This window comes from Pseudomonas sp. BNK-45 (genome assembly GCF_047456255.1).
Lineage (GTDB): Bacteria > Pseudomonadota > Gammaproteobacteria > Pseudomonadales > Pseudomonadaceae > Aquipseudomonas.
Genome location: NZ_CP179909.1, coordinates 6,510,691 through 6,536,860 on the forward strand (window position 1 = coordinate 6,510,691; position 26,170 = coordinate 6,536,860).

24 protein-coding genes and 1 pseudogene are annotated in these 26,170 nt (G+C 64.1%); 9 read left to right on the forward strand and 16 right to left on the reverse strand.

Features of this window, described 5'->3' with window-relative positions; all coding sequences use genetic code 11:
* Positions 1 to 140 precede the first annotated feature (140 nt).
* On the forward strand, positions 141 to 1,415 hold the full coding sequence (locus ACMGG8_RS29570) for an OprD family porin (protein WP_414158885.1): 1,275 nt from the start codon (positions 141 to 143) through the stop codon (positions 1,413 to 1,415).
* Between the two features lie 268 nt (positions 1,416 to 1,683).
* Positions 1,684 to 2,295: an acid phosphatase gene (locus ACMGG8_RS29575; protein WP_414158886.1), complete on the forward strand. Its 612-nt coding sequence runs from the start codon at positions 1,684 to 1,686 to the stop codon at positions 2,293 to 2,295.
* A gap of 34 nt (positions 2,296 to 2,329) precedes the next feature.
* Here ACMGG8_RS29575 and ACMGG8_RS29580 read toward each other — a convergent pair whose 3' ends face one another.
* The 11 genes from ACMGG8_RS29580 to ACMGG8_RS29630 all read right to left on the reverse strand — a co-directional run bounded on the left by ACMGG8_RS29580 (position 2,330) and on the right by ACMGG8_RS29630 (position 14,965).
* The gene (locus ACMGG8_RS29580) at positions 2,330 to 4,768 is read right to left on the reverse strand and encodes a TonB-dependent siderophore receptor (protein ID WP_414158887.1); all 2,439 of its coding nucleotides are present in this window, start codon (positions 4,766 to 4,768) and stop codon (positions 2,330 to 2,332) included.
* A gap of 275 nt (positions 4,769 to 5,043) precedes the next feature.
* Positions 5,044 to 6,747, reverse strand: coding sequence for a bifunctional metallophosphatase/5'-nucleotidase (locus ACMGG8_RS29585; protein ID WP_108544334.1), 1,704 nt, complete (start codon positions 6,745 to 6,747; stop codon positions 5,044 to 5,046).
* 133 nt (positions 6,748 to 6,880) lie between these two features.
* Positions 6,881 to 7,525, reverse strand: coding sequence for a MotA/TolQ/ExbB proton channel family protein (locus tag ACMGG8_RS29590; protein WP_060837612.1), 645 nt, complete (start codon positions 7,523 to 7,525; stop codon positions 6,881 to 6,883).
* Between the two features lie 28 nt (positions 7,526 to 7,553).
* Complete coding sequence (locus ACMGG8_RS29595) at positions 7,554 to 9,794, reverse strand: TonB-dependent receptor family protein (RefSeq protein WP_060837611.1); 2,241 nt, start codon at positions 9,792 to 9,794, stop codon at positions 7,554 to 7,556.
* 43 nt (positions 9,795 to 9,837) lie between these two features.
* On the reverse strand, positions 9,838 to 10,605 hold the full coding sequence (locus tag ACMGG8_RS29600; RefSeq protein ID WP_060842521.1) for an energy transducer TonB: 768 nt from the start codon (positions 10,603 to 10,605) through the stop codon (positions 9,838 to 9,840).
* Between the two features lie 4 nt (positions 10,606 to 10,609).
* Complete coding sequence (locus ACMGG8_RS29605; RefSeq protein WP_060837609.1) at positions 10,610 to 11,017, reverse strand: ExbD/TolR family protein; 408 nt, start codon at positions 11,015 to 11,017, stop codon at positions 10,610 to 10,612.
* Positions 11,018 to 11,185: 168 nt separating this feature from the next.
* Positions 11,186 to 12,175 (reverse strand): FecR family protein, encoded by a 990-nt coding sequence (locus tag ACMGG8_RS29610; RefSeq protein WP_235758956.1) that lies wholly within the window; start codon positions 12,173 to 12,175, stop codon positions 11,186 to 11,188.
* On the reverse strand, positions 12,172 to 12,750 hold the full coding sequence (locus ACMGG8_RS29615) for an RNA polymerase sigma factor (protein ID WP_060842519.1): 579 nt from the start codon (positions 12,748 to 12,750) through the stop codon (positions 12,172 to 12,174). The genes ACMGG8_RS29610 and ACMGG8_RS29615 overlap by 4 nt, the downstream gene beginning before the upstream one ends.
* A gap of 11 nt (positions 12,751 to 12,761) precedes the next feature.
* Entirely contained in the window at positions 12,762 to 13,088 is a 327-nt protein-coding gene (locus ACMGG8_RS29620) for a DUF3325 domain-containing protein (protein WP_060837606.1), read from the reverse strand.
* Positions 13,089 to 14,663: a PepSY-associated TM helix domain-containing protein gene (locus ACMGG8_RS29625; RefSeq protein ID WP_414158888.1), complete on the reverse strand. Its 1,575-nt coding sequence runs from the start codon at positions 14,661 to 14,663 to the stop codon at positions 13,089 to 13,091. It abuts the gene before it with no gap.
* Entirely contained in the window at positions 14,660 to 14,965 is a 306-nt protein-coding gene (locus tag ACMGG8_RS29630; RefSeq protein ID WP_041116026.1) for a DUF3649 domain-containing protein, read from the reverse strand. The genes ACMGG8_RS29625 and ACMGG8_RS29630 overlap by 4 nt, the downstream gene beginning before the upstream one ends.
* 221 nt (positions 14,966 to 15,186) lie before the next feature.
* On the opposite strand from ACMGG8_RS29630, the gene ACMGG8_RS29635 reads away from it, so the two are divergent.
* The 3 genes from ACMGG8_RS29635 to fecA all read left to right on the forward strand — a co-directional run bounded on the left by ACMGG8_RS29635 (position 15,187) and on the right by fecA (position 19,144).
* Positions 15,187 to 15,675, forward strand: a complete 489-nt coding sequence (locus ACMGG8_RS29635) for a sigma-70 family RNA polymerase sigma factor (protein ID WP_414158889.1) — start codon at positions 15,187 to 15,189, stop codon at positions 15,673 to 15,675.
* An 8-nt stretch (positions 15,676 to 15,683) separates the two neighbouring features.
* The gene (locus ACMGG8_RS29640; RefSeq protein WP_414158890.1) at positions 15,684 to 16,649 is read left to right on the forward strand and encodes a FecR domain-containing protein; all 966 of its coding nucleotides are present in this window, start codon (positions 15,684 to 15,686) and stop codon (positions 16,647 to 16,649) included.
* Between the two features lie 134 nt (positions 16,650 to 16,783).
* Positions 16,784 to 19,144: a TonB-dependent Fe(3+) dicitrate receptor FecA gene (gene fecA / locus ACMGG8_RS29645; protein ID WP_414158891.1), complete on the forward strand. Its 2,361-nt coding sequence runs from the start codon at positions 16,784 to 16,786 to the stop codon at positions 19,142 to 19,144.
* 66 nt (positions 19,145 to 19,210) lie between these two features.
* On the opposite strand, the gene ACMGG8_RS29650 is transcribed toward fecA, so the two are convergent.
* Positions 19,211 to 19,618: an HPF/RaiA family ribosome-associated protein gene (locus tag ACMGG8_RS29650; protein WP_060837601.1), complete on the reverse strand. Its 408-nt coding sequence runs from the start codon at positions 19,616 to 19,618 to the stop codon at positions 19,211 to 19,213.
* A gap of 213 nt (positions 19,619 to 19,831) precedes the next feature.
* Positions 19,832 to 20,779, reverse strand: coding sequence for a LysR substrate-binding domain-containing protein (locus ACMGG8_RS29655; protein WP_060837600.1), 948 nt, complete (start codon positions 20,777 to 20,779; stop codon positions 19,832 to 19,834).
* Between the two features lie 135 nt (positions 20,780 to 20,914).
* On the opposite strand from ACMGG8_RS29655, the gene ACMGG8_RS29660 reads away from it, so the two are divergent.
* From ACMGG8_RS29660 to ACMGG8_RS29670, 3 genes are all read left to right on the forward strand, one after another.
* Complete coding sequence (locus ACMGG8_RS29660; protein WP_108544321.1) at positions 20,915 to 22,291, forward strand: L-serine ammonia-lyase; 1,377 nt, start codon at positions 20,915 to 20,917, stop codon at positions 22,289 to 22,291.
* A gap of 63 nt (positions 22,292 to 22,354) precedes the next feature.
* A complete protein-coding gene (locus ACMGG8_RS29665; RefSeq protein ID WP_414158892.1) occupies positions 22,355 to 23,656 on the forward strand; it encodes a serine/threonine transporter in 1,302 nt (433 codons plus the stop codon).
* Between the two features lie 219 nt (positions 23,657 to 23,875).
* Entirely contained in the window at positions 23,876 to 24,193 is a 318-nt protein-coding gene (locus ACMGG8_RS29670) for a DUF3509 domain-containing protein (RefSeq protein WP_060837597.1), read from the forward strand.
* Here ACMGG8_RS29670 and ACMGG8_RS29675 read toward each other — a convergent pair.
* The gene (locus tag ACMGG8_RS29675) at positions 24,190 to 24,690 is read right to left on the reverse strand and encodes a phosphate-starvation-inducible protein PsiE (protein ID WP_016968029.1); all 501 of its coding nucleotides are present in this window, start codon (positions 24,688 to 24,690) and stop codon (positions 24,190 to 24,192) included. The two genes, ACMGG8_RS29670 and ACMGG8_RS29675, sit on opposite strands and share 4 nt — an antisense overlap.
* Before the next feature lie 266 nt (positions 24,691 to 24,956).
* Here ACMGG8_RS29675 and ACMGG8_RS29680 point away from each other — a divergent pair.
* A pseudogene (locus ACMGG8_RS29680) lies at positions 24,957 to 25,211 on the forward strand (YebG family protein); the annotation flags it as partial.
* A gap of 177 nt (positions 25,212 to 25,388) precedes the next feature.
* On the opposite strand, the gene ACMGG8_RS29685 reads toward ACMGG8_RS29680, so the two are convergent.
* Entirely contained in the window at positions 25,389 to 25,814 is a 426-nt protein-coding gene (locus tag ACMGG8_RS29685) for a hypothetical protein (RefSeq protein WP_414158893.1), read from the reverse strand.
* Entirely contained in the window at positions 25,811 to 26,065 is a 255-nt protein-coding gene (locus tag ACMGG8_RS29690) for a hypothetical protein (protein ID WP_060842513.1), read from the reverse strand. Before ACMGG8_RS29690 ends, ACMGG8_RS29685 begins: the two co-directional genes overlap by 4 nt.
* Positions 26,066 to 26,170: the final 105 nt, after the last annotated feature.

Consider the following 26,170-nt stretch of genomic DNA (forward strand, 5'->3'; position numbering starts at 1 on the left):
GCATTACGCAAAAATTCAACATCCCCATACCCACAACACACCACTCACAACGTCGATCAACTCAAACCAACCGGCAACAACTCAACACGTCATTCGTCAATCGCCTGACTCCAAAAACAACAAGAACAGAGGACGATGCAATGCTTTCAAGAAACTGGTCACGACAATGGGTCAAGCGCTCGACCCTGATGTGTGCCTCGATGCTGGCCATTCCGGTCAACGCCGAACTGCTGGGCGACAGCAGCGCTCGCCTGGAACTGCGTAACTATTACTTCAATCGGGACTATCGCGAAGGCACGGCCCCGAGCCGTGAAGAATGGGCGCAAGGTTTGCTCTTGCGCCTCGACTCGGGGTTGACCGAAGGTCCCATCGGTGTCGGTGCCGACGCCATCGGCATGCTCGGCATCAAGCTCGACTCCTCGCCTGGCCGAACCGGCACCGGGCTGCTGAAGGTGGCGCGCGATGGCCGGGCAGAGGATGACTATTGGAAACTGGCCCTGGCCGGGAAGCTCAAGACCGGCAAGACCCTGTTCAAGTTCGGCGCGCTGGTGCCACCGGTACTGCCAACCTTGAAACCCAACGACGGCCGTCTGTTTCCGCAAGTTTTCGAAGGCGGGCTGCTGACCTCGAATGAAATCGAAGACCTGGAATTGACCGCCGGGCGCCTGAGCCGGGTCATGCAGCGCAACGCCACGCAGTACACGCCACTGACCTTAAGCCCCTTGAACCGGCGCTTTCAGGGTCAGGGGGCCACGGCGGAACACTTCGACATGGCGGGCGTCGACTATCGGTTCAACAAGCAATGGCTGGCGCGTGTGCATGTCGCCCAACTGCAGGACATCTACCGCCAGCGGGTCTTCACCCTGGTCAACAAGAGCCCCTGGGGAGCAGGAACATTCAGCAGCGATCTGCGCTTGAGCCTGATGAACGACTACGGCGATGCCAAAGGCGGCAAGATCGACAACCGCGCCCTGCAGGGACTCATCGGCTATGCCTATGAAGGCCACAGCCTTGGCCTGGCTTATCAGCGAATGTTGGGAGACACCGGTTATGCCAACATCCTGGGCGCCGATGCCAACTTGATCAACTTGTCGGTACTGGGTGACTTCGCCAATGCCAAGGAACGCTCCTGGGCACTGCGTTATGGCTACGACTTCGCCAGCCTGGGCTTGCCGGGCCTGAGTTTCAACAGCCGCTATATATCCGGCAGCCATGCCCAGATCACCGGCAGCCAAACCATTGGCAAATCATGGGAGTTGGATAACGAACTGCGTTACGTCGTACAACAAGGCCCGCTGAAAAACTTGAGTGTGCGCCTGCGCACCGCGAACTATCGCTCCAACTATGCCAAGAACTTCATTCGTGACACCGATGATACACGGCTGATGTTCAATTACGCCTGGAACTTCAAGTAACCCAACTAGCAGACCCCATGTAGCGAATCAAACTTCTAGAGGTGATATCCACATGCAACGCCTACTATCGAAATGTTTGGCCGGTGTATTGCTTTCAAGCCTGATCCACCCAGCCGTGGCCCAACAACACAGCCAAACGGACAATGTCCCGGAGTTCCGACCCGGTTACTTGATCGGATATCTGAAACAGCAGGATCTGCCCAATAGTCTTGCGCTGTTACCGCCACCTCCCGCAGTGGGCTCACAAGCCTTCGCGCTGGACCAGAGCATGGCTGAAAAAAGCCAGGTCTTGCGTGGCAGCAAACGCTGGGCGCTGGCCATCAGCGATGCCAACCTGAAGTTCCCCGCCGCCGCAGAGACGTTTTCCTGTGCGCTGAATGCGCCCATCAGCGAACAGCAGACACCTGCGCTGTACAGAGTCTTGCGCCGGACCCTGACCGATGCCGGGCTGGCCACCTATAGCGCCAAGAAGCGCTACCAGCGCACACGGCCCTTCGTCTACAACCAGCAGCCCAGCTGCACCCCGGAAGATGAGGCCAAGCTCGCCGAAGATGGTTCCTACCCGTCGGGCCACAGCGCCATTGGCTGGGCCTGGGCGCTGCTGTTGAGCGAACTGGCCCCCGAGTACGGCGACGCGCTCTGGGCCCGTGGCCGGGCCTATTCGGAGAGCCGCATGGTGTGCAACGTGCATTGGTACAGCGACGTGCGTGAAGGGCGCGAGATCGGCGCGACCACCGTGGCACGCTTGCACACCGATCCGACCTTCCAGGCCGACTTCGCCGTCGCCCGGCAAGAGCTGCTGGCCGTCCGCGCCAAGGGCCTGACCGCCAGCGGCGACTGCGCGGCACAAGCGCAAGCCCTGGCACTGGGCGCCGACTAAGGCGCCACGGCCAGGTCCGGGATCAGGGTGCTCATCAGAACTCCAGGGTGCTGGACAGCGACACCTGACGGGCATCCCCCATGGACACGAAGTACTTGCTGGCCGACGAGGTGTAGTAGGTCTTGTCGAACAGGTTCTTCACGTTGAGCTGGAACTTGACCTTCTGCCCTTCAACCCGGGTGTCGTAGGTGGCGAAGGCATCGGCCACGGTGTAGCCCGGCAGGTCGAAGCTGTTGGGCGCGTCCCCGGCGCGCTGGCCGACATAACGGGCCCCCGCGCCGACCCGCAGGCGGTCGCCGCCGATCAGGCTGCCGAAGTCGTAGACCGCCGACAGCGAGCCGCTGTTCTTGGCCACGTTCTGCAACTGCTTGCCCTTGTACTGGGTGTCCTTGGTCACTTCGGTGTCGGTGTAGGCATAGCTGCCGATCAGGCTCCACTGATCAGTGAGCTGCCCGGTCAGGTCCAGCTCCAGGCCCTGGGAGTGCACTTCACCGGCCACGCTGGTGACGGTCTCGGTGGCGGTGGCCGTGGACACCAGCACATTGCGCTTGGTGATATCGAACAGCGCCGCGCTGGCGGTGATGCGCCCGGGGATGTCGAGCTTGGCTCCCAGCTCCCAGGACTTGGCCTCTTCCGGGGCGATGGAACCGTCCAGCACCGCGGTGCCGCCGGCCAACTGGGCGATGCTGGAGTTGGGTTTGAACGACTCGGTGTAGCTGCCGTAGAACGACAACTGATCGGTGTAGCGATACACCAGCCCGGCACGGGGCACGAACTTCTGTCCGTTGCTGTCGGTGTTGGCGTGGAACGGCCGGCCCTTGCCGGCGTACTGGTCGTATTCCTGGAAGCGTCCGCCGCCCACCAGGATCCACTGGTCGGTGAGGTGGATGGCGTCCTGGAAGAACAGCGAGTCGCTGCGCAGCAGGTCGGTCTGGTCGCTGTCCGGGGCGCTGACCGTGGTGCCGGCCACTTCCCGACCGTAGACCGGGTTCAGGTAGTTGAAGGTGGTGCGGCTTTTCTGCCGGATCAGGTCGGCGCGGTAGATCTTGCGGTACTCGTCGTCCAGGCCGAACACCAGGTCGTGCTGCATGCCGCCCAGCTGCACCTTGCCTTCCAGGCTGACGGTGGCGTAGCGATCGGTGGTCAGGGCGTTCTGGGTGCCGTCCATGCTCCGGGTCAGGGTGCCGTTGGGGTTGACCGCGGTCAGGCGCACCTGGCTGGCGTCGTAGGTCTCGCGGTTCCAGCTGTAGCCGAAGTGGGCTTTCCAGTCGTCGCTGAGCTCATGATCGACTTCAAGGCGATACAGGTCCGAGCGCCCTTCCATGTTGTTGAACGGCTCGTCCAGGCGTCGGGTGGCCGGGATGTCCAGCGGGTGGTTGGTCTTGGGATCGATGGCGGTGCCGCGATCGAACGGGGTGAGGAACTCGCGGTGCTCGTAGGCCAGCAGCACCCGGGTACTCTCGCCGTACCAGGCCAGGGACGGCGCCACCAGGGATTCGCGATGGGTGCCGAAATTGCGCCAGTAGTCCTCGTCTTCATGGTCGACGATCAAGCGGTAGGCCAGCCCGGAATCGCCGAGCGGCCCGGTGGTGTCGAGGCTGCCGCCGCTGCCGTTCTTGCCCGAGCCATAGGTCGAGCCGCGCACGGTCAGGGCCGTGGATTGCTGCAGCTCGGGCTTCTTGCTGACCACGTTGACCACGCCGCCCGGGTCCTGGATGCCATACAGCAGCGACGAGGGCCCCTTGAGCACTTCCACCCGTTCCGCCGTGGCATTGAGCGCCCGGCCCTGCACCACCGGCATGCTGTCGCGCATGATCGAGCCGTTGCGGTTGTCGCCGAAGCCGCGCAGCAGCACCGCGTCCTGGGTGCCGCCCAGGGTGTTGGTCTGGGTGATGCCGCTGACATTGGCCAGGGCGTCATCCAGGTTGCGCGGGGTCTGGTCCCGCAGTACCTGGGCTGGAACCACGTTGATGATCTGCGGGATCTCCTGGTTCAGCGCCTGGGAACGGGCCACCGAGGTGCTGGCCGGCGGCTGGTAGCTGGTGCTGTCGTCTGGCCCCTGGGTGGTGACCTGGGTCGCCTCCAGGTTCAGCCCGGCGCCGCTCGGCAAGGGTTCCAGGACCAGGGTGTGGGCATCGCTGCGGCGGTAGCCGAAGCCGGAGTTGCCCAGCAGGCGCTGCAAGGCCTGATCGGCGCTGAACTGGCCGCTAAGGGCCGGTGCCGTCAGCGCATAAGGCGCTTGGTCGGTGTAGATCACACTGATCCCGGTGATCCGGGTGAAGTCGCTGAGGGCCTGGGGCAGCGGCTTGGCCGCGATGGAAAAGTTGAACAGCGCGCTGTGTTGTGCAACGCCGGACTCGCTCGCCAGCGCCACGCCCAGGGGCAGCATGGCCAACCCCGACACCACCAGCGCCGAGGCGCCGAACCACCGTTTGACCGAAGCGTTTGCCGCCGAATGTGCCCTGGACTTCATGCTTGAGACTCGCGTGTAAAAAAGCCGTGAATGCGAATTAGTCGCACTTTCAAGCACTACACGTAGCTCGAACGCCAAGACCTCACCTGTTTTTTGAAAATATTTTCACGACGGCGAAAACGCCCCCCGCCCGATGCATCCCCTGTAGCCGCTGGCGCAGGCGGCGAACGGGCTGGGCGGTATTCCGACGAAGCGGTCGCGGCGGTGTAAAGATCGCCAAGCAAGGTCCTGCGGACCTTTTCGCAGCCTCGCAGGCTCGGCAGCGGCTACAAGCGTCAGTTGAGGCGCTGGATACGCCCGGCGCTGGTGCTGGAGCCCACAGGCCGGCCCTGCTGGTCCATGGCCTTGAGGTACTGCAGCATCGCGTCCAGGTCGCTGAGCCCGAGGTCGCTGCGGTTGCCCCCGCTCTTGAACAGGCTGAAGCGGTCGCCGCCATCGGCCAGGAAGCCGTTCATCACCACCCGGTAGTTCGCCTCGGCCTGCAGCGGCTGGCCATTGAGGCGCAGGCTGCCGGGCACTACGCGGCTGTCCGGCGGGCGCTTGGCGTCCCAGCGGTAACTGAAGCCCTCGGACACTTGCAGGATGTTGGCATCCTCCGCGCCCTTCCATTGCTGGTTGAGCACCTGCTCGATCTGCCGGCCCGTGAGGTCGAAGGCGATCAGGTTGTTGTTGAACGGTTGCAGGGTCGCCAGTTGCCCGTAGTTCACCCGGGTTTGCCCGGGCTCCAGGGCCAGGTCGCTGCGAATGCCGCCGGTGTTCATGAAGGCGATCTGTGCACCGTTGGCCCGGCCGCCGGCCAGATGCGCGTCGGCGATCAGGTCGCCGATGGGCATTTCTCCGGCGGCATCGGCGCGCCGGGCAATCGGCGAGGCGGCGATCGCGCCCACCGGTTTGAGCAGCACCTGGTTGCTGCGCGCTTCGACCTGTTGTTGCAACTGCGCCAGGGCCGGGTCCTGTGGATAACGGGCCGGATCGGCCAGCAGGTTGACCGCCTGGATGCTCGCCACCCGGTGCTGGCCCGGGGTCACTTGCAGGGTCAGGTGGGTCAGCAGGTGGCCGTATGAATGGCCCTGGGTCACCAGCAGCGGCCCGACCTGGCACAGGTAGCCCTGGTGCGAGTGGGCGCTGATCAGCACGTCCACCGCCGGGTCCAGGCGCTTGGCCACTTCGACGATATCGCCGCCCAGTTGCGAGCAGTCCGGCTTGTCGAACGGCTCCGGGGTCGAGCCGCCCTGGTGCACCACGGCGACGATGGCGTTGACCCCCTTGGCGTTGAGTTCGGGAATCAGCCGGTTGATGGCGTCGGCTTCATCGCTCACCTGCAGGCCGCGCATGCCCTTGGCGCTGACCACAGAGGCCACGTCCCGCAGTACCGCGCCGACAAAGGCCACCTTGACCCCGCGCACCTCCTCGATGCGATAGGCCGGCAACAGCGGCTGGCCAGTGTCGCTGTCCAGCAGGTTGGCCGCCAGGTAGGGGAAGCCGCTGCCCGGGTAGTTCGGGCGGAACTGGCAGGCCTTGTCCGGCCGCGACGACTGGCAGCCACCGTTGAGCTGGCGCAGGAACTCGGCCTTGCCGTTGTCCAGTTCGTGGTTGCCGATGGCGCTGAGCTTCATGCCCATCTGGCGCAGGGCCTCCAGGGTCGGCTCGTCGGCCCACATGGCCGACAGCGGCGGGCTGCCGCCCACCAGGTCGCCGGCACCGATGAACAGCAGCTGCGGATCCTGCTGGCGCAACTGGGTGAGCATGCCGCCCAGGGTGGCGATGCCGCCGGCCGCAAGCTTGCGCACCCCGCCCGGGGCCTGGGGGTCCTTGTAGCTGAAGGGGTTGGCCTGCAGGTAGCCGTGCAAATCGTTGATGGCGACGATGTTCACCGCCACCGGTTGCGGCTCGCGGGTCAGCGAGCTGCAACCGGCCAGGGTCACCAGGGCCAGGGTCAGTGCACCCAGCAGCCGGGGCATGGGACGAAGACGGGACATGGAAAAAATCCTTGGAAAGTCGACGAAAAAAAAGCCGCTGGCCAAAGCTGTGAGGAGGCGATCCGGGGGGCTGGACAACAGCACCGGCCCGGTCGTCGATCACAGCCTGCGCCAGCGGCGACAGGCTAGGCCATCAGGCCGGTTGCAGGCTGCCGTGGAGCGCTTGCGGTGCGGGCGGCGCCTTCAGCGCGGTGCCCATGCCGGCGCGCAGCAGCAGGATCTTCAGGTGGTCGGTGATGCGCTCGACCCGGTCCTGGAAGTGGTTGTGGAAGATCATGCTGCCCAGGGCAATGGCGATCCCCAAGGCGGTGGCGTACAGCGCGGTGCCGATGCCCTTGGACACTTCGCCCGGGTCGCTGACGCCGGTCTCGGCCAGGGCCTTGAAGGTGTCGATGATCCCCAGGATGGTGCCCAGAAGGCCCAGCAGGGGCGCGGCGGTGACCACGGTTTCCAGCAGCCACAGGCCATGCATCAGCTTGCTGCGGGTGGCGATGTAGATCGACTCGCTGAGGTCTTCCAGGTCCTTGTGGCTGGCCAGCCCCTGCTTGTGGGCAAACAGCTCGGCGACCATCTCCAGGGGCAAGCTGTTGCGCTGGCGCAGCTCGGCGGGCAGGTCGTCGACGCTGTGCATCTTCGGGTTGAGCACGCTCTCCAGTTTCTTCGCCTGGCGCAGGCTGAAACTGAAGTAGATGCCCCGCTCCACGGCGATAAAGGCGGCAATCGCGGCAGCGCCGTACATGGTGTAGAAGGTGATGTCGTGCAGCAGATTCATGTCCATCGTCATTTCCTCTTGGCCCCGAAGGGCATCAGAACCCGGCTTCCAGGGAGACCATCGCGGTGCGTTCCTCACCGACGTTGTAGTAGGCGGTGCTCGGCGCCAGGCCGTTGGTGCGCTGGGTGTTGAACGACACGGTACGGGTCGAGGCCAGGTATTCCTTGTCGAACACGTTGAGCATGGAGAAGCGCAGGGTCGCGGACTTCAGCACCTTCTTGTCCACCGGCAGGTGGATACCGGCGTTGAGGTCGACCACGGTGCGGCCGGCGATCTTCTCGTCGTTGGTCAGGTCGCCGTAGAAGGCACCGACGTACTTGCCGACGACGTTGCCGTAGTAGCGCGAGTCGTCGTAGCCCAGGCTCAGGTTGAACATGTTTTCCGGCACGTTGGCCAGTTGCTTGCCGGAGGTCGGCAGCAGCACGTTCTTGTTGGTCAGGTCGTCCATCTGCTCGGACTTGGTGTAGGTGTACGAGGCGTAGTAGTTGAAGTCGTGGGGCAGCTTGCCGCTCCACTCCAGCTCCAGGCCGCGGTTCTTCACTTCGCCGACGTTGGCCACGACGTAGTCGCCGTTGAGGTCGGTGGTGGAGATCTGCCGGTCCTTGAAGCTGATGTAGAACAGGGTCGCGCTCAGGGCCATGTTCTCTTCGCTGTAGCGCCAGCCCAGTTCCTGGTTCCAGCTCAGCTCGGGTTTCAGGCTGATGGAGTCGCCCTTGTTGTAGAGCACGTAGTTGGGCGGTGTGCGCATGTTGCGGGTGACGTTGTAGAACGCCTGGTTGTTCGGGTCCACCTGGTACTTGGCGTTGAAGCTGGGCAGGAACTGGTGGTACTTGGCGTCGCGTTTTTCCGGCTTGTCGGTGAGGCTGCCGAGGTTGTTGCCGTCGCGTTCCACGTACTGGTAAGCCAGGGCTCCGGTCAGGGTCAGGTCCGGGGTCGCCTGCCAGGTGTCCTGCACCCAGAGCTTCTGTGCCGGGGTCACGGTGTACTGGTGACGGCCCTGGACCGTGACGCCGTTGCGGTCCACCAGTTGGTCGGAACCGTTGTAGTCGCCCCAGACATTCTCCGGAGCACCGTTGCCCTTGATGCCGATGAAGGGCTGGGTCTGGCGCTGGCGGGCGCGCTCGTACCAGTAGCCGACGTCCAGGCTGTGCTCTTCGTTGAGATCCCACTTGAGCTTGGTGGTCATCCCGGGGCGCCAGGTTTCGGTCCACGACGGCCGGTAGTAGGTGCCGGCAGGCAAGCCGGCCAGGTCGTAGTTGCCGGCCTTGTTCGAGCTGGCGGACAAGCTGGTGGCGGTCTGGCCGCTGAAGCTGCCGCCGTTGGACCACACGTAGTAGGGGTTGAAGGTCAGGCTCAGGTCGTCACGCAGCTGAAAGCGCTGGGTCAGCGAAGCGGTCACGCTCTCGAAGGGGTTGCGGTTGAGCTTGTAGGACTGGGACACGCTGCCGTTCTTGAACACGGTGCTTTCCGAGTAGTCCAGGCGCCGGCCCTGGTTCTGGAACTGGGCCTTGCTCAGGCTGTTGTAGTTGTAGTTTTCCTGCAGGTTGTACTTGACGATGGCGTTGGTGGAGTTGCCGTTGCCGTCTTCGAACAGGGTGTTCCACTCGACCTTGTCGGCCCGCAGGGTGCCCTTGCCGCGCCACTTGTCGCCCTCGGTGTGGGACGCCGAAACCCAGGTCTTGAAGCCGCCCAGGTCACCGGTATTGAGCCGGGCGAAGCTCTTGCGCACATTGTTCGAACCGATGGACTGCTTGGCGAACACGCCAAAATCCTTGGTCGGGCGCACGGTCACCAGGCCGATGTTGCCGCCGCTGGAGCCGATGTGCGGGCCGTCGGCCTCGGACGAACCCTGGGTGACGAAGACTTCGCTGAAGTTCTCCGGGTCGCCCATGAGGTTCGGGTAGATGCTGTAGTCCCCCGAGTCGTTGATCGGGAAACCGTCGGCGGACAGCCCCACCTGGTCGGAGTTCATCCCGCGCATGGTGAAGTTGGTGCCGCTCAGGCCCGTGGCGTCGGTGCTGGAGACGTTGATGCCCGGGGTGTACTTGAGCTTGTCCACGGCGTTGGCGGTGGGGGCCATCTGGTCCATGGCTTCCTTGGTCACGGTGGAGCGCCCCTTGGCGCTTTCTTCCTTGATCATGTGGCCGTTGCCCAGGGTCTGTTTACCGGCAACGTTCACCGCACCGACGTCAACTGTATCTTCGGCCAGAACCAATGGCGCAAAACTGCCCAGGCCCGATGCCAGAAGCAGGGCATAAAGTTTATTGATCTTCACGGGTCAATCCCTTGCTTACAACTTTCGTTAATAGGTGATGGGTTTATTCCACGTTGTAACTAAAGGTCGCGGTAAAACGTTGCTTGTTCTTGCCGGAGAACGCGTCCGAGGGAAACGGTGAAACTTTCTCCACGCGGCGCAAACTGGTTTGCGCGGCGCGATTGAGCAACATGTTCGGCGCCTTGTTTTCGATGCCACTGTCGAGCACGTTGCCGGCCCGATCGACTTCCAGCCAGATCACCACATCGCCCTGGGGACGTTGCAACGAGGCCTCGCGGCCGCTGGGGTATTGCTTGTGCTTTTCCAGTTCCTTGCGCAAAGCGGCGGTGTACAGGCTTTCCTTGATGGCACTGCTGGGCGCCGCGGGTGCGGGGGCCGGAGCAGGTACGGCGGCCGGTGGCGCCACCGGCTTGGGGGCGGCGGCCACCGCGGGCTGCGGCGCCACCGGAGTGCTCTGGGCCACGGCGGCCGGGGCCGGCTTGGGCGGCTGCGGCTTGGCCACCAGAGGCTTGGGCGCCGGCGGTTTGGGCTTGACCACCGGCTTGGGCTTGGGCGGCTCGATCACCAGCGGCTCTTCCTCGGGCACCACCTGCGGCGGCTCGGGCTCGACCGGCAGCGGCTCGGGCGGCGGCGGTGGCTCGGCAGCGGCCAGCAGTTCGGCGGCATCGACCAGGGCAATTTCCACCGTGCTTTCGTCGTACACCGGCTTGATCTGCAACTGTTGCAACTGGCTGGTATAGATCACCAGCAACAACAGGCCAGCCGGCAGCAGGCACGCCAGCCACTTGCGTGTTTTATATAAGGCGAACATGGCGTCAGGACTTGCGTGTAGCGATGGAGACGGAAGAGAAGCCATTGCCCTTGAGCAAGTCCATCACCGACACCAGGCGCTTAACTTCCACGCCCTGATCGCTATTGATAATGATCACCAACTTTTCACTGCCGTTATTCAGCACTTTGAGTTGGGCCAACAGTGCCCCTTCATCCAGGTCCTGTCCGTCCAGTTGCAGACGTTCCTGCAGACCCAGGGTAATCACCGCCTTGTTTTGTGGCTTCAACTGTTGCGCGGTGCTGGCCACCGGCAACTGCGTCTTGATTCCCACGGCGGGAATCACGTTGAGACTGATGAGTACGAAGAACACCAGGAGAAACATCATCACATCGATCATCGGAATGATTTCGATGTGGGCCTTCTTCTTTTTAGCGACATCCCAGCTGCGCATCGTCTTGCTCCCGCTTCAGCCTTCCCTCCCTTGTGAGAGCTGAATCACAACCCTCGCCGATCCTGACCATGTGCTCAGGAATGCGCAGATGATCCGCGCCCCATGTAACGTTTTGGTGACAGAACGGTGTGATCTCGATGAATGTTCGGGAGCTCTGGGACGGGCCTTTCAGCGCAGGACCAGGAGTCGGCCAAAGAGCTGGTGCTGCTCGAAGCCCAAGACGGCCTGCAGGGAATCGAGGACCGCTTGCGGGTCCTTGCTGGAGAAACTGCCGCTGACCCGGCGCGCCGCCAACTCGTCGTTGAGCAGCACGATGCGTCCGGGGAAATAGCGCCGCAGGTCGGCCACCACCTCACCCAGGGGCGCGTGGTAGTAGTTCAGCCAGCCCTGGCGCCAGGCCAGTTGCGCCTCGCTGTCGACACCGTGCAACGGGGTCGCCGCAGCATGCCCGTAGGCCACTTGCTGGCCGGCGCCGAGTACCTGCTGCGCCGCGCCCTGGGCCGCCGTGACCCCGACCCGCCCGGACAGCACCGTGACCTGGGCCCCTTGCGGTTGCAGGCGCACTTCGAACTGGGTGCCCAGGACCCGCGTCTCGCCCTCCCCGGCCGCCACCACGAAGGGCGCGCCGGTGTGGCTGACACTGAAGAACCCGGCGCCGCGGCGCAGTTGCACATGCCGCTCGCCGCCGCTGAAATCCACGGCAATGGCGCTGTCGGCATCCAGGGTCACCTGGCTCTGGTCGGCCAGGGTCACGGTGCGCACCTGGCCCGGCGCGGAAACGTAGTCGGCCCCCAGGTCATCGACCCAGCGCCCGGGCTGCCAACCGGCGCCCAGGGCCACCGCCAGCACCAGGCTGGCGGCCATGGCCAGGCCCGCCGACCAGCGTCGTCGGCTCCGGGCCCGGGCGCCATCCATGGAACGCAGCAGGCCTTGCAGGGCCAGGGCGTCTTCATCGGCCAGGGTGCGCGCCGGCTGTTCGCTCAATTCCCACAGCACCTGGGCCTGGGCATAGGCCTCGATGTGCGCGGGGTCGGCCTGCAGCCACTGGCTGAACGTCGCCTGATCACCGCTGCTGGGCTGATCGTGGAGCAGGCTCAGCCAGGCCAGGGCCGCCTGTTCCTGGGCGGGCGTCGGGATAACGCGGGAGCGGTGGTTCACGGTGCATTCCTTGGCGTGCGCGGGGTCGAGGGGTCCCGCAGGCTGGCCTTGCAGGCTTCGAGGGCGCGCATCATGTGTTTTTCCACGGCGCTTTGGGACAGGCCCATGACCTTGGCGATCTCGGCGTACTTGCGCCCATGGATGCGGTTGAGCAGGAAGATCTGCCGGGTGCGTTGCGGCAGGCTGCGCAGGGCGGCCTCGACATGGCGCAGATCGTTGCCGGCTTCCAGGGCGGCCTGGGGTTCGCAGCCCTGGTTGTCCTGTTGCTCCGGCAGCCAGCCTTCGCTGACCCGCACCCGCGCGCCCTCGCTGCGCAGGTGATCGATGGCGATGTTGCCGGCGCAGCGCAGCAGGTAGGTGCTGAGTTCTTCGACCTGCACCAGCGGCCGGCGCCAGAAGCGCAGGAACAGGTCCTGCACCAGATCCGCGGCGGTGGCCCGGCAACCGACCCGGCGGCTGACCAGGGCTTCCATCTGCGCGCGCTGGGACAGGAACACCTGGAGAAAATGCGCGCGACTGCCCCGCAGATCGGGGTGATCCAGATCGGAGGGTTCCGGTGGCAGGGTGCTCATCATGGGCCGCTCCTTCAGAATCCGGCCAGGGCGGCGAGCGGGCTGGCCAACAGGCTGGCCCCCGCCATCGACAGCACCAGGCGCGGGCGATAGGGCAGCAGCAACACCAACAGCAGGGCGCTGGCCATCAGCACCGCGCACCACTGCACCAGGCCCAGGCTCCAGCCGGTTTCGAGCACCGCCGCCGCCAGCGACAGGCCCAGCAACAGCCAGCCGCCCAGGCGCAGGCCGTGTCGGCGCCGGGTCGTGGGCTTGCGCCCGAGCACCTCAGCGTGGTGCCGGTCCAGGGACAGGCACAGACCGGTGAATCCGGCAAAGCACAGCAGCAGCGCCAGCAGCATTCAGTTCACCTCGGTGTCAGGGGCCGGTGGCCGTTGTCGTGGGGCACGGGCCGCCGCCGGCTGGCCGCGATGCATCTTGCGCGCCGCCCAGGCCAGGAACAGGCCGCTGCCCAGACAGGCCAGGTCGAAGCCCGCCAGCATCCAGTCGCCGCGGACCATGAGGCCGTCGGCCCGGCTCGGGCTGGTCAGGACGTCCAGCAAAGGAATGCCGGTGAACAGCAAGGCCGCCAGGCTCAGTTGCTCGACCCAGGCACGACGCTCCGGCCGCAGCACGGCATGCAGCAAGCTCAGGCCCCACAGCATGAAGAAGCCGTTGACCTCCCAATCGGCACGTTCGGCCAGGGTCACCGGCAACAGCCGGTTGGCCCAGAAGAACCCGGCCACCGCCAGCACCAGCCCGGCCATGCTGGCCAGGTTCAGCACCTGCACCAGACGCAGCTCGAAGGGCAGCGCCGGGCTCCTGGCGTGCTTGAGCTGGCGCTTGCCGAGCCAGAGCACCAGGCCGGTGCCGATCATCGCGGTGCTTGCCAGGCCACAGGCGAAGTACAGCCAACGCAACAGCGGACCGGCGAACAGCCCCATGTGCAAACCATAGAAACTGCCGCTGATGGCCTTGGGCAGGGATTGTTCCGGGCTGGCCTGCAACAGCTGGCCACTGACCCCGTTGAACGACAGGGTGCTGCCCCCATCGCGCACCACCCGGTCGGCGCTGTGGCGCATGACGTGCACCGAAGCGTTGGCATCCCCCGGGTGATTGATCACCAGCCGCTGCACCCGGCCCCCCGGCCAATGGTCCAGGGCCTGTTCGAGCAGCGGGTCGAGGGCGGTCAGGGGCGCTGCCCGACCGGCCGCCGGGGTGTTGTTGCTGGCCGGCCGCAGGTCCTTGAAGTAGGCGTTGCTGTCACCCTTGTAGGCCACCTGGATGCTCGCCGGCATGACCATGGACATGAAGATCACCAGGCTGCTGTAGGTGATCATCAAGTGGAACGGCAGCACCAGCACGCCCAGCGCGTTGTGCCCGTCGAGCCAGGTGCGCTGGCCCTTGCGCGGGCGGAAGGTGAAGAAGTCCTTGAAGATTTTCTTGTGGGTGATGATGCCGCTGATCAGCGCCACGAACATCACCATGGCCGCCAGGGTCGAGAGCCAGCGGCCCCAGGGATAGGGCATCTGCAACTGGAAGTGGAAGCGGTAGAAAAACTCGCCGCCACGGGTATCGCGCACGTGCAGTTCGCTGCCGGTGCCGGGGTCCAGGAGCTTTTCCGTGAACACGCCGCGCTCGCCGGGGGCGCTCGGCGCCTGCCAGGCCACCGCCAGCAGCGGCTGGCGCGGGTCCGGCAGGTCGATGAACCAGCGCTGGGCGCCCTGGCCGTGCTGTTCCAGGTAGCGCTGGGCCAGCTCCAGACTGACGTCGGCGTTCAGGGCGCGGGCCGGCGCCTCGGGCTGCATCCAGTGGGTGATTTCCGCCTTGAAGTAGGACAGGGTGCCGGTGAAGAAAATCGCGAACAGCAACCAGCCCAGCAACAGCCCGCTCCAGGTGTGCAGCCAGGCCATGGATTGCCGCAACCCCTCCTTCATGACCAGGCCGCCCAGTAGAGACTGCCGCTCACCAGCGCCAGCACCAGGCTCGGCAGCAATACCCCGGCCCAGGCCTGCCAGGCACTGCGACAGGCGAAGCACCAGAGCACCGCCAGCAGGTAGAACACGAAGGACAGGAGCATCCCGCTGAGCACGGCATCGACCCTGGGGCCAGGCAGCAGCAGGGTCAGGCAGACACTGGACAGCGCCGCCAACAGGTAGCCCCCCAGGACTGCGGCGCAGACCCGCGAGGCAACCGCCAGACGATAGGAAGCGGGGAGCCCGCCGGCCTTGCTTTTCATGTTTGGACCTGGAAACGAAGGGAGAAGCCCGGGATGCCACGCAAGCACCCGGAGCCAACAGGCGCACGATAATAATGATAAATATTCTCATATGCAAAAAAGCCCAGGCACAGCCACTGGCTGCCGGCGATGCGGGCGGATTGCCGAATGCCAGGTAGCGACACTACAATGCGAACAATTCTTGTTCTCTTGTGCGCCCTGCGGGTGCAGGAGCGTCCCGCTTGTCCCATTGCGCTACCGTCGAAGGCCTCTACCAGGCCCATCACAGCTGGCTGAACAACTGGTTGCGGCGTCGGCTCGGCTGCCCCCACAGCGCCGCCGACCTGGCCCAGGACACCTTTATCCGGGTGCTCAGCGCCCGGGAAACGCCGGCCCTGGTCGAGCCCCGGGCGTTCCTCACCACCATCGCCAAACGCGTGCTGTACAACCACTACCGCCGCCAGGACCTGGAGCGGGCCTACCAGGAAGCCCTGGCGCACATGCCGGAGCAACTGGCCCCCTCCGAGGAGGACCGGGCCATCATCCTGCAGACCCTGATGGAACTGGATGCCCTGCTCGACGGCCTGCCACGTCCGGTCAAGCGGGCCTTTCTGCTCTGTCAGCTCGACGGCCTGAGCTACGGCGAAATTGCCCGGGAGTTGAACATTTCCATTGCCACGGTCAAACGTCACCTGAACAAAGCCGCCATGCGTTGTTACTTCGCCCTGTGAGCGCCTCGATGAATCCACACCTCAATGGCCAGCCCGACTTCAGCAACGCCGTGGCTGAACAGGCCGTGCACTGGCTGATCGAAATGCAAGGCGGCCCCTTGAGCCCGCGCCAGCAAGCGGCCTGGCAGCAATGGCACGACGCCCATAGCGAACACCAGCGAGCCTGGGCGCATATCCAACGGGTCAATCAGCGCTTGCGCGGCGTGTCCTCGCCCCTGGCCCAGGCGGCCTTGAATGCACCGAAATCCGCCAGCCGGCGCCAAGCGATGAAGCTGTTGCTGATGCTCGGTGCCGGCTCGGCCGCCGCCTGGGGCCTGCGGGAACACAACCCGCTGCCGCCGCTGTTAGCGGACTACCGCAGCGCCGTGGGCCAGCGGCGCAGCTTGCAACTGAGCGATGGCAGCCAGTTGCAGCTCAACACCCGCAGCGCGGTGGATGTGCGCTTCGATGGACAACAACGACTGATCCGCCTGCTGGAGGGCGAGATCATGCTCAGCGCCGGCCAGGACGCCCGACCGCTGCTGGTACAGACCGCCCAGGGGCAGGTCCGCCCCGCTGCCGCACGAATCAACCTGCGCCAGTTCAAGGAGCACAGTCAGCTGGCGGTGTTTTCCGGAACGGTCAGCGTGACGCCGGCGCACTACAGCGCAATGCCGCCTCAGGTAGCGGCCGGACAGCAACTGAATTTCACCCACAGCAGCTGGCAGCCGCCCCGGGCCCTGGATGCCGGCAGCGGTGCCTGGAGCGAAGGCATGCTGGTGGCGGCCCATATGCGCCTGGCGGATTTCCTCGACGAGTTGGGGCGCTACCGTCGTGGCCAGTTGAACTGCGATGCCCAGGTGGCGGACCTGCTGATCTCAGGCAGTTATCCGCTGGATGACAGCGAGCGGATTCTCGACCTGCTGGCCATCAGCCTGCCGGTCAGGGTGCGGCGTTTTACCCGCTATTGGGTCACGGTTGAGGCTCGGGCCTGATTGTCGGCAACCGCCATCCGTCGCTGGTTCTTTCGCTCAGGAAGATTTTTTTCATGGCCGTTGAGCCGTTTTGCCCGGCTCGGGTGACAGAGAGGGAAAGCCACCTTGATTCCCCCTTCTCAGGATCGCCGTTCATGACCGAGCACCCCACCCGCCTCACGCCCCTGGCCCGTACCCTGCGTCACCTGTTGCTGGGCGCCAGCCTGAGTCTTGCCAGCCTGCCCCAGGTCCTGGCCGCCACCACCGAGACCAAGCCCTACCACATTGCCCCGACCAGCCTGGAAAGCGCGCTGAACCAGTTCGGTCGTGCAGCCGGGGTACTGATCTCCTTCGGCTCAGAGGTCACCCGTGGCGTGCAAAGTCGTGGCCTGGAAGGTAACTACAGCCCGGAACAGGGCCTCAAAGCCCTGCTGCAAGGCACCGGCCTGCAAGCCCGGGCCGAGGGCCAGAATGCCTTCAGCCTGCAACCGGCCAGCCCCGAGACAGCCCCGGCGTCGGTGCAACTGGAGGCCTCCAGCGTGGTCGGCGACTGGCTCGGCGATGCCCGGCAGGGCGATGTCTTCGAGCACCCCGGCGCCCGGGACGTGATCCGCCGGGACGAGTTCGAGCGCCAGGGCGCGACCCAGGCCCGGGACGTGCTCAATCGGATTCCCGGGGTCAACGCACCGGACAACAACGGCACCGGCAGCCACGACATGGCCCTGAACTTTGGCATCCGCGGCCTCAATCCGCGACTGGCCTCGCGCTCCACGGTGCTGATGGACGGCATCCCGGTGCCGTTCGCCCCCTATGGTCAGCCGCAGCTGTCGTTTGCCCCCATCAGCATGGGCAACATGGATGCCGTGGACGTGGTGCGCGGTGGCGGCGCGGTGCGCTACGGCCCGCAGAACGTCGGCGGCATCGTCAACTTCGTAACCCGGGCGATTCCCGACACACCGACGGTCAAGGGTGGTTTTCAGACCGAGACCAGCCCCTCCTCCAGCCATGACGGTTTCAAGACCAGCAGCAACCTGCTGGCCGGCGGCACCGCCGACAACGGCCTGGGGGGCGCCCTGCTGTATTCCGGCACCCGCGGCGGCGACTGGCGCGAACACAGCGACACACAGATCGACGACCTGATCCTCAAGGGCAAGTACCAGCTCGACGAGGCCAACAGCTTCAATGCCATGGCCCAGTACTACGAGGGTGAAGCGGACATGCCCGGCGGTCTGAACGTGGCGGACTACAAGGCCGACCCGTATCAGTCGACCCGCCCCTACGACAAGTTCTGGGGCCGGCGCACGATGTTCAACCTCGGCTATCGCTATCAGGAAGATCGCCGGGAGTTCAGCGTCAACAGCTTCTTCACCAAGACCCTGCGCAGCGGCTACCTGGACCAGGGCAGCTTCCTCTCCCTGTCGCCCCGGGAATACTGGGTGCGAGGCCTGGAAACCCGCTTCGCCCAGGGCTTCGACCTGGGAGACAGCAGCCATGAAGTGGGCGTCGGCTATCGCTACATCAACGAAGCCGGGCATGAACTGCGCTACCGCACGCCGGTGACCGCCAACCAGGCACTGCCCAGCAGCAACAGCCGCAACGACCGGGATACCCGCGGCGGCACCGAGGCCCATGCGTTCTTCGTCGACGACCGGATCGATATCGGCAAGTGGACCCTGACCCCGGGGATCCGCTACGAGATGATCGAGTCCCAACAGAGCAACAACCTCACCCACGTCAAATACCAGGGCGACTACAACACCGCCCTGCCGGCGCTGAATGTGCTGTATCACCTCAACGAGAGCTGGAACCTCTACGCCAACACCGAAGGCTCCTTCGGCAGCGTGCAGTACAGCCAGATGCCCAACCGCGTGGCCAGCGGCGAGGTCAAGCCGGAAAAGGCCCGCACCTGGGAACTGGGCACCCGCTATGACGATGGCACCCTGCGGGCGGAGATCGGGGCGTTCCTGATCAACTTCGACAACCAGTACGACAGCAACCAGACCAACGACACGGTGATCGCCCGGGGCGAAACCCGGCACCAGGGCATCGAGAGCAGCATCAACTACGCCCTGGACGGCCTCGATCCGGCGCTGGCCGGTTTCAATGTCTACGCCACCTATGCCTACGTCGACGCCACCATCCGTGAGGACGGCCCGAACCAGGGCAACCGCGTGCCCTTCTCGTCCAAGCACAAGGGCACCCTGGGGGTGAGCTACACCGAAGGTCCGTGGAAGCTCAACCTCGACAGCAGCTACCAGAGCAGCCAGTTCGCCGACAACGCCAACACGTCACGCGAAAGTGCCGACGGCAGCAACGGGCGCATCCCCGGCTACATGCTGTTCAGCACCCGGGCCGGCTACGACTTCGGCCCGCAGCTGTCGGACCTGAATGTGGCGGTGGGGGTGAAGAACATCTTCAACCACCAGTACTTCACCCGTTCCTTCGACGACAACAACAAGGGCAAGTACGTGGGTGAACCGCGCACTCTCTACGTGCAGACTTCGGTCGCGTTCTGATTTGTTTCGCCACAAAACAAAACGGGCCTGCAATGCAGGCCCGTCGTTGGGAGTGAAGCTCAGCCGTCAGCTATTGAGCGCGGCCTGTTGGTTTTCCAGGAATTCTTCTTCAAGCAGGGCATCGGCCTCGCTGCCATCGCTGCTGGGTACGGCCGCCGCACGTTTGCCGCGCAGTTTGCCGAACATGTGCTCCAGGGCGCTTTCCAGCTTGATGGTGGCACCATCGATGGCCTGTTCCAGGGTGTCGGCCTTGTGGGTCACGGAAATCGGTTGGTGACCTTTCGGACGGGCTTCCAGCTGGCAGCGCATATCGTCCGGACCCGACTTGCCGCCGTTCTCGTCCCGCAGGTGGACCACGACCCGGGTCAAATCTTCTTCGTAGCGTTCGAGCGTGCTTTCAACGGTGCTGCGCACCCACTCCTCCATCCGAAGGCTGCTTTGAATATGGTTATCGCTATGGACTTGGATTTGCATAGTTCTTCCCTTATTTCAGCTTGCTCGTAAGAGGGTCAAGGCAGGGCGTTTGGACCTGCGTTTCGTGACCTCTTGGTTACACAATTAGGCACGGCGACGAACATTTCAACCCCTAAAAAAAGATAAATATTCATACGCAAATAAACCCGGACAAACTGCAAAAGCACTGTTACTGTCGGGAGTTAGCTCCACTCGGCTACCGCGCTTGCCCCCTCACAATTGCCCCTCTCCCAGAGGGTGCAGACCGCGAAAAATCTCCGCCTCCTCCACCAGCCAGTCATGCACCGCGCGTACGCCCGGATGACTCAGCGCGCCCGGCGCATAGAGCAGCACATAGCGCTTGTGGTTGGGCACCGCCAGGCCGAAAGGCACGATCAGGGTGCCGCGCTCCAGCTCGTCGTTGAGCAGGGTGCGTCGGGCAATCGCCACGCCCATGCCGGCAATCGCCGCCTCGATGGTCAGGTGATTGCGGTTGAAGGTATGGCCACGGCGTACGTCCGCGCCCTCGAAACCAATGGCATTGAGGTAGAACTCCCATTCGGCGTATTCGTAGCTGCCGCGCCAGGCGGTGATGTCGTGCAACAGCGGAAAATGCGCCAGGTCTGCCGGGCCGTGCAGCGGCGGTCGGCCACGCAAGAGGCTCGGGGCACACACAGGAAAGATCTGCTCATCCAGCAGCGCGGTGGATTGCAAACCGGGGTAGCTGCCGTCGTTCAGGTCGATGGCCAGATCGAAGTCGCCTTCGTGCAGGGCCACGCTGCTGTCTTCGGCCACCAGGCGCAGCTGGATCTCCGGATAACGCTGCTGCAGCCGCGGCAGACGCGGGGTCAGCCACTTGCCAAGGAACGACGGGATCGAACGCAGGCGCAAGGTGCCGCTGATCATTCCCGCGTCCAGGCGCCGCAGTTCCGCATCGATGCTGCCGTAGGCCTCGCTCACCGTCAGCGCCAGCCGCTGGCCCTCGGCACTCAGCTCGACGCCCCGGGGCCGGCGATGAAACAGGCGCAGCCCCAGGCGCTCTTCCAACTGGCGAATCTGCTGGCTCACCGCGCCGGGGGTGATGTGCAGTTCTTCGGCACAGCGAGTGAAGGACAGGTGCCGCGCGGCACAGGAAAACACATGCAGCCAGACATAGGTCTGGGCATGAAACTGACGACTCATCGTTTAGTCCTGCTAAAGGATCTCTTAGGAATTTTCGTTGGTCAGCCGCGACCGACCCGGGCAGTATCGCCGACATTGCGCTTGGCCTACAAAAAATGGCAGCGATCCACCGTCCATTGCTTGTAAGGCTTTAGCATGGCTATCAGTGTTTTCGATCTTTTCAAAGTCGGTATCGGCCCCTCCAGTTCCCACACCGTAGGCCCGATGCGCGCCGCCGCCACCTTCGCCCAGGCACTGTTCGACCAGGGCCTGGAGCAGCAGGTGCAGCGGGTGCAAATCCGCCTCTACGGCTCGCTGTCGGCCACCGGCGTCGGCCATGCCACCGACCGCGCCAGCGTCATGGGCCTGATGGGCCAATGGCCAGACAGCATCGACCCCAGCAGCATCAACCCTTGCATAGCGCAACTGCGCGAAAGCGGCCAGCTGCTGCTGGGCGGACGCACGCCCATCGCCTTTGACTGGCAGCAGGACTTGCTGCTGCTGGACGAAAGCCTGCCCTACCATCCCAACGCCATGTCCCTGAGCGCCTCCGGCGAGCAGGGCATGCTGCTGGAGCAGACCTACTACTCGGTGGGCGGTGGCTTCATCATCGAGGCCGCCCAGGTCGAGACCGGTGCCGACGCCGCTGCCAGCGTCGAATTGCCTTACGACTTCAACAGCGCCGCCGAACTGCTGGCCCTGTGCAAGACCCACAAGCTGCGGGTCGGCGAACTGATGCTGGCCAACGAACGGGCCTGGCGCAGCGATGCGGAAATCCGCAGCGGCCTGCTGCATATCTGGTCGGTGATGCGCGAGTGCGTCGAACAGGGCCTGCGCCACGAAGGCACCCTGCCCGGCGGCCTCGACGTCCCGCGGCGCGCCGCCAAGCTGCACCGCAGCCTGCTGGAAATCGGCAAGCCGAACGTCATCACCTCGACCCTCTCGGCCATGGAGTGGGTCAACCTCTACGCCCTGGCGGTGAACGAGGAAAACGCCGCCGGCGGCCGCATGGTCACCGCCCCCACCAATGGTGCGGCGGGGATCATTCCGGCGGTGCTGCACTACTACATGAAGTTCAATCCCCAGGCCTGTGACGACGACGTCGTGAGCTTTTTCCTCGGCGCCGCGGCCGTGGGCATCCTGTGCAAGAAGAACGCTTCCATCTCCGGCGCCGAAGTCGGTTGCCAGGGTGAAGTGGGCTCGGCCTGCGCCATGGCCGCCGCCGGCCTGGCGGAAGTTCTTGGCGCCACGCCCGAGCAACTGGAGAACGCTGCCGAGATCGGCCTGGAACACAACCTCGGCCTGACCTGCGACCCGGTGGGCGGCCTGGTGCAAGTGCCGTGCATCGAGCGCAACGCGATTGCCGCGGTGAAGGCGATCAACGCCACCCAGATGGCCCTGCGCGGCAACGGCCAGCATTTCATTTCCCTGGACCGGGTGATCCGCACCATGCGCGATACCGGCGCCGATATGCACGACAAATACAAAGAAACTTCACGGGGCGGCCTGGCGGTGAGCTGGGTGGAATGCTGAGGAGCCTTGCCTGACCGTCCGTAAAACGTGAGCCCGAGCAAAAATAATAACGAGGCGATACCGATGACCGATGTACCGACACCTGCTGCCGAACACCCTGCTGTAGCCACACCCCGCGACACCGCGACAGCCCACCAGGGCTGGAGCAAGCACGACACCACCTGGATGCTCGGCCTGTATGGCACCGCCATCGGCGCCGGCACCCTGTTCCTGCCGATCAACGCCGGGGTCGGGGGCTTCTGGCCGCTGATCGTGCTGGCGCTGCTGGCCTTTCCCATGACCTTCTTCGCCCACCGCGGCCTGACCCGCTTCGTCCTCTCCGGACGCTCCGGGGACATCACCGAAGTGGTCGAGGAACATTTCGGGATCGGCGCCGGCAAGCTGATCACCCTGCTGTACTTCTTTGCCATCTTCCCGATCCTGCTGGTGTACAGCGTGGCCCTGACCAACACCCTGGGCAGTTTCATGGAGCACCAGCTGCACATGACGCCACCGCCCCGGGCGCTGCTGTCGCTGCTGCTGATCCTCGGCCTGATGGCCATCGTGCGTTGCGGCCAGGGCGTGATCGTGCGGGCCATGAGCCTGCTGGTCTATCCGTTCGTCGCCGCCTTGCTGCTCCTGGCCCTGAGCCTGATCCCCAACTGGAACGGCGCCTTCTTCGCCTCGGCCAGCGAAGGCATGGCCCTGCCGCTGTTCTTCAAGACCCTGTGGCTGGCGATTCCGGTGATGGTGTTTTCCTTCAACCACTCGCCGATCATCTCGGCCTTCGCGGTGGATCAGAAGCGCCAGTACGGTGCCCTGGCCGAGCGCAAGAGCAGCGGCATCCTGGCCACTGCCCACGGCATGATGGTGCTGACGGTGATGTTCTTCTGCTTCAGCTGTGTGCTGGCCCTGTCGCCGGTGGACCTGGTGGCGGCCAAGGAACAGAACATCTCGATCCTGTCCTACCTGGCCAACCACTTCCAGACTCCGGTGATTGCCTACGCCGCGCCGCTGATCGCCCTGGTGGCCATTACCAAGTCGTTCCTGGGCCACTACATCGGCGCCAGCGAGGGCTTCCAGGGGCTGATCGTGAAAAGCCTGCGCAGCCGCGGCCGTGTCCTGTCGGCCGGCAAGCTGGAAAAGATCACCGCGCTGTTCATGGTCCTCACCTGCTGGGCCGTGGCCACCTTCAACCCAAGCATCCTCGGCATGATCGAAACCCTGGGCGGCCCGGTGATTGCCTGCCTGCTGTTTTTGATGCCGATGTACGCGATCCAGCGGGTGCCTTCACTGCGCCAGTACTCGGGCCAGCTGTCGAACCTGTTCGTGGTGTTGATCGGCCTGATCGCACTGTCTGCGATCATTTACTCGTTCCTGCCCTGAAACGGACCGGAATAAAAAAAGCGGACCTTGCGGTCCGCTTTTTTATCCCTGCAATCATTGCCTCCCGCGGTTCCCGGCATGCCCCTTGCTTTGTTCGTCCTTGAGCCACACGGACGTAGACAACCCTCGGCGAACGACCGGCCAGTGGTCTGGAATCGCGAACCTATTGCGCGCCCTGCCGGTCAATGACTGCACGACCCAATCAAGCGGTGAGGCATCATGGACAACCCCTTCCAACTGATTACCGACACCTTCACCCCGGACTATCAGGTCAACCTGAGCATCCAGGGCCTGGACGGCAGCATCATGCTGACCCTGTCCCAGGCCGGTCGGGTGGTGGCCAAACGCATCATCAGCGCGGCCCAGCGCAATGACCCGCAACGCATCAAGCGCCTGGTGCAGAGCATCCAGTTCGGCATCGCCATCGAACAGGGCCACAGCGCCGTGGCCATCCTCGAAGCCATGACCAACGGCGACAACCTGGCGCAGTTGCCGCCCGCCGGCCACAAGCCCGCGCCCCAGGCCCTGAGGATTTAAAGCTCGCCCTTCTCCACTTCCGGGTGCTCGCCGGAGCCGGCGCCGAGCTTGCGCTGCGGATGCTCGATCTTCACCGAGGGAAATTGCGACGAGGCGTAGCGCACCACCAGAATGGCGAAGGCCAGCAACAGGATGCCGCCGCACAGGTAGATGATCCCCAGGTCCGGCGGGTTGTGGTGGGAAACGTTGGAGATCAGCAGCCGGGTCAGCGCGGTGATCGCCACGTAGATCAGGAAGCGCACCGGCATGTGGTTGGTCTTGAAGTAGATACCGACCATCGCCCCCAACTCCAGGTAGATGAACAACAGCAGGATGTCATCGATCTTGATGTGCCCTGCCTCGATCATCTGCAAGAATTCCATCACCGCGGCCCAGGCGGTCACCGCACCGATGGCGAACAGCGCCAGGTAATGGAATGTCTCGACGAACAGGTTGCCCAGGGATTCGGCCAACTGATGGACGTTCTGCCGCAGGTTCTCGGCCCAATTGATTTTCACGATGGTACTTCCTTAGGTCGGTTCGACCGGATGATGCGGATTGGACGTGACGATTGTTCTGCATGCAGAAAAAAGGCCAGGAGCCGTCAATGAGATGGTGGCCACCCGCAACGAGGCACGGCCCGGTAACAATCGGCCCGGGAAAAAAAATCCGTCTACATTAAAAAGCCACTATCCAAGGGAAAAGGATTCGCCTATTCTCTCGACCTGTATATAGATACAGTATTTATACAGACCCATTATCGTGAAGGCATGTGAGGTGGTGAATGGCCGTCGAAGTGGTATACCGCAGCAGCCGAGATCTGGAGCGCTTGTTCATGGATAAAGCCGAAGCTGACCGTCATGACAAAATGCTCGAACTGGCTGAATTGCTGGCGCAAGTGTTGCAAAAAGCCGTGCCGTCGTTGAGCGAGCAGCAGGTGGAAGAAGCCGGGATCTACATGGCGAAAAATCGCGATGTGTTCGCCAAGGCATTCAAGAGCCAGCCGGATGCGTTGTCCGAGTTGCTCAGCGCCCCCGCACCCGTGGTGGAAGCGGTCGAGGCGCAGCAACCTGCCGAAGCCGAGGCGCCAGCCAAACCGGCGAAAGCGGCCAAGGCGGCAAAGTAGGTTTCACGCGAATTGAATCAGCCCTGTGTCCATGACCCAGGGCTTTTTTCATGCCTGCGGATAACCGAAAGCGGCTTGCACAACGGCCGCTCAAATGGCCCTTGGTCCCGGCAACTCGGGCAGATCGAGAGAGTGGCCACGCAGTATGGAAATGATCTTGCGCACAAAGGTCACCGGCAAATCCGTCGATTCGCCAAACAGGTCGACAAGGCCAACCTCCACCGCGCTGTCGACCAGGCTGGAGAACGCCTCGGTCTCCGAGGGCGGTATCAGAGCGACAAGGTCCTGTGGCCAGTCATCCCCGCGACCATTCAACGCCAGCAAGGCCCCGGCCCTCTCCCAGGCCAGTACAGAACCCCTGTCCGGATAATCCTTGAGGTACCGGATCAGCGCATCGACAGCGCAATGGCGAATGCCCTTCCCCTGGCAGTACGCCTCCAGGCAGGTCGCAGCGTATCGCTGCAGATCCCTGACTGAACACTCGGCAAACGTTTTGTCCGCATCTGCCACGGTCATTGCCCAACGCCCCATACCCTGCAACCTGCCGAGCAATGGCCGGACGCGATATCCATGGCTTCCAGGATTCGGTCCTCGACCGCATCGGATGCATCAAGCCTGAGTAATGCCAGGTAGTTGTACACCGCCGCCGCCGAAAAGCCCCTGTCCCGGTACAACACAAGAATATTGCGCACCGACTCCATATCCGCCCCCACCCGCAACAGGCAAGACAGCTGCTCATCCAGCCCACTATCCAGTGCTTCACGCATCGTCGAATACATTCCTTGTCCATTGGGCCTGTCAGGGGGCGGGTTCAGCGCCGCGTTTTCGGGGCCAGATACTACAGAGGGCGTGGGCAAGGATGAAGGCCTGGG

Excerpts from the sequence above, each read along its gene's own strand:
- ACMGG8_RS29585 (WP_108544334.1), bottom strand. The coding sequence starts at position 6,747 with ATGTCCCGTCTTCGTCCCATGCCCCGGCTGCTGGGTGCACTGACCCTG.
- ACMGG8_RS29655 (WP_060837600.1), bottom strand. The coding sequence starts at position 20,779 with ATGAGTCGTCAGTTTCATGCCCAGACCTATGTCTGGCTGCATGTGTTT.
- fecA (WP_414158891.1), top strand. The coding sequence starts at position 16,784 with ATGACCGAGCACCCCACCCGCCTCACGCCCCTGGCCCGTACCCTGCGT.
- ACMGG8_RS29685 (WP_414158893.1), bottom strand. The coding sequence starts at position 25,814 with ATGACCGTGGCAGATGCGGACAAAACGTTTGCCGAGTGTTCAGTCAGG.
- ACMGG8_RS29605 (WP_060837609.1), bottom strand. The coding sequence starts at position 11,017 with ATGCGCAGCTGGGATGTCGCTAAAAAGAAGAAGGCCCACATCGAAATC.
- ACMGG8_RS29600 (WP_060842521.1), bottom strand. The coding sequence starts at position 10,605 with ATGTTCGCCTTATATAAAACACGCAAGTGGCTGGCGTGCCTGCTGCCG.
- ACMGG8_RS29650 (WP_060837601.1), bottom strand. The coding sequence starts at position 19,618 with ATGCAAATCCAAGTCCATAGCGATAACCATATTCAAAGCAGCCTTCGG.
- ACMGG8_RS29665 (WP_414158892.1), top strand. The coding sequence starts at position 22,355 with ATGACCGATGTACCGACACCTGCTGCCGAACACCCTGCTGTAGCCACA.
- ACMGG8_RS29630 (WP_041116026.1), bottom strand. The coding sequence starts at position 14,965 with ATGAAAAGCAAGGCCGGCGGGCTCCCCGCTTCCTATCGTCTGGCGGTT.
- ACMGG8_RS29670 (WP_060837597.1), top strand. The coding sequence starts at position 23,876 with ATGGACAACCCCTTCCAACTGATTACCGACACCTTCACCCCGGACTAT.
- ACMGG8_RS29690 (WP_060842513.1), bottom strand. The coding sequence starts at position 26,065 with ATGCGTGAAGCACTGGATAGTGGGCTGGATGAGCAGCTGTCTTGCCTG.
- ACMGG8_RS29580 (WP_414158887.1), bottom strand. The coding sequence starts at position 4,768 with ATGAAGTCCAGGGCACATTCGGCGGCAAACGCTTCGGTCAAACGGTGG.
- ACMGG8_RS29660 (WP_108544321.1), top strand. The coding sequence starts at position 20,915 with ATGGCTATCAGTGTTTTCGATCTTTTCAAAGTCGGTATCGGCCCCTCC.
- ACMGG8_RS29640 (WP_414158890.1), top strand. The coding sequence starts at position 15,684 with ATGAATCCACACCTCAATGGCCAGCCCGACTTCAGCAACGCCGTGGCT.
- ACMGG8_RS29590 (WP_060837612.1), bottom strand. The coding sequence starts at position 7,525 with ATGGACATGAATCTGCTGCACGACATCACCTTCTACACCATGTACGGC.
- ACMGG8_RS29620 (WP_060837606.1), bottom strand. The coding sequence starts at position 13,088 with ATGCTGCTGGCGCTGCTGCTGTGCTTTGCCGGATTCACCGGTCTGTGC.
- ACMGG8_RS29625 (WP_414158888.1), bottom strand. The coding sequence starts at position 14,663 with ATGAAGGAGGGGTTGCGGCAATCCATGGCCTGGCTGCACACCTGGAGC.
- ACMGG8_RS29615 (WP_060842519.1), bottom strand. The coding sequence starts at position 12,750 with ATGATGAGCACCCTGCCACCGGAACCCTCCGATCTGGATCACCCCGAT.
- ACMGG8_RS29575 (WP_414158886.1), top strand. The coding sequence starts at position 1,684 with ATGGCTGAAAAAAGCCAGGTCTTGCGTGGCAGCAAACGCTGGGCGCTG.
- ACMGG8_RS29570 (WP_414158885.1), top strand. The coding sequence starts at position 141 with ATGCTTTCAAGAAACTGGTCACGACAATGGGTCAAGCGCTCGACCCTG.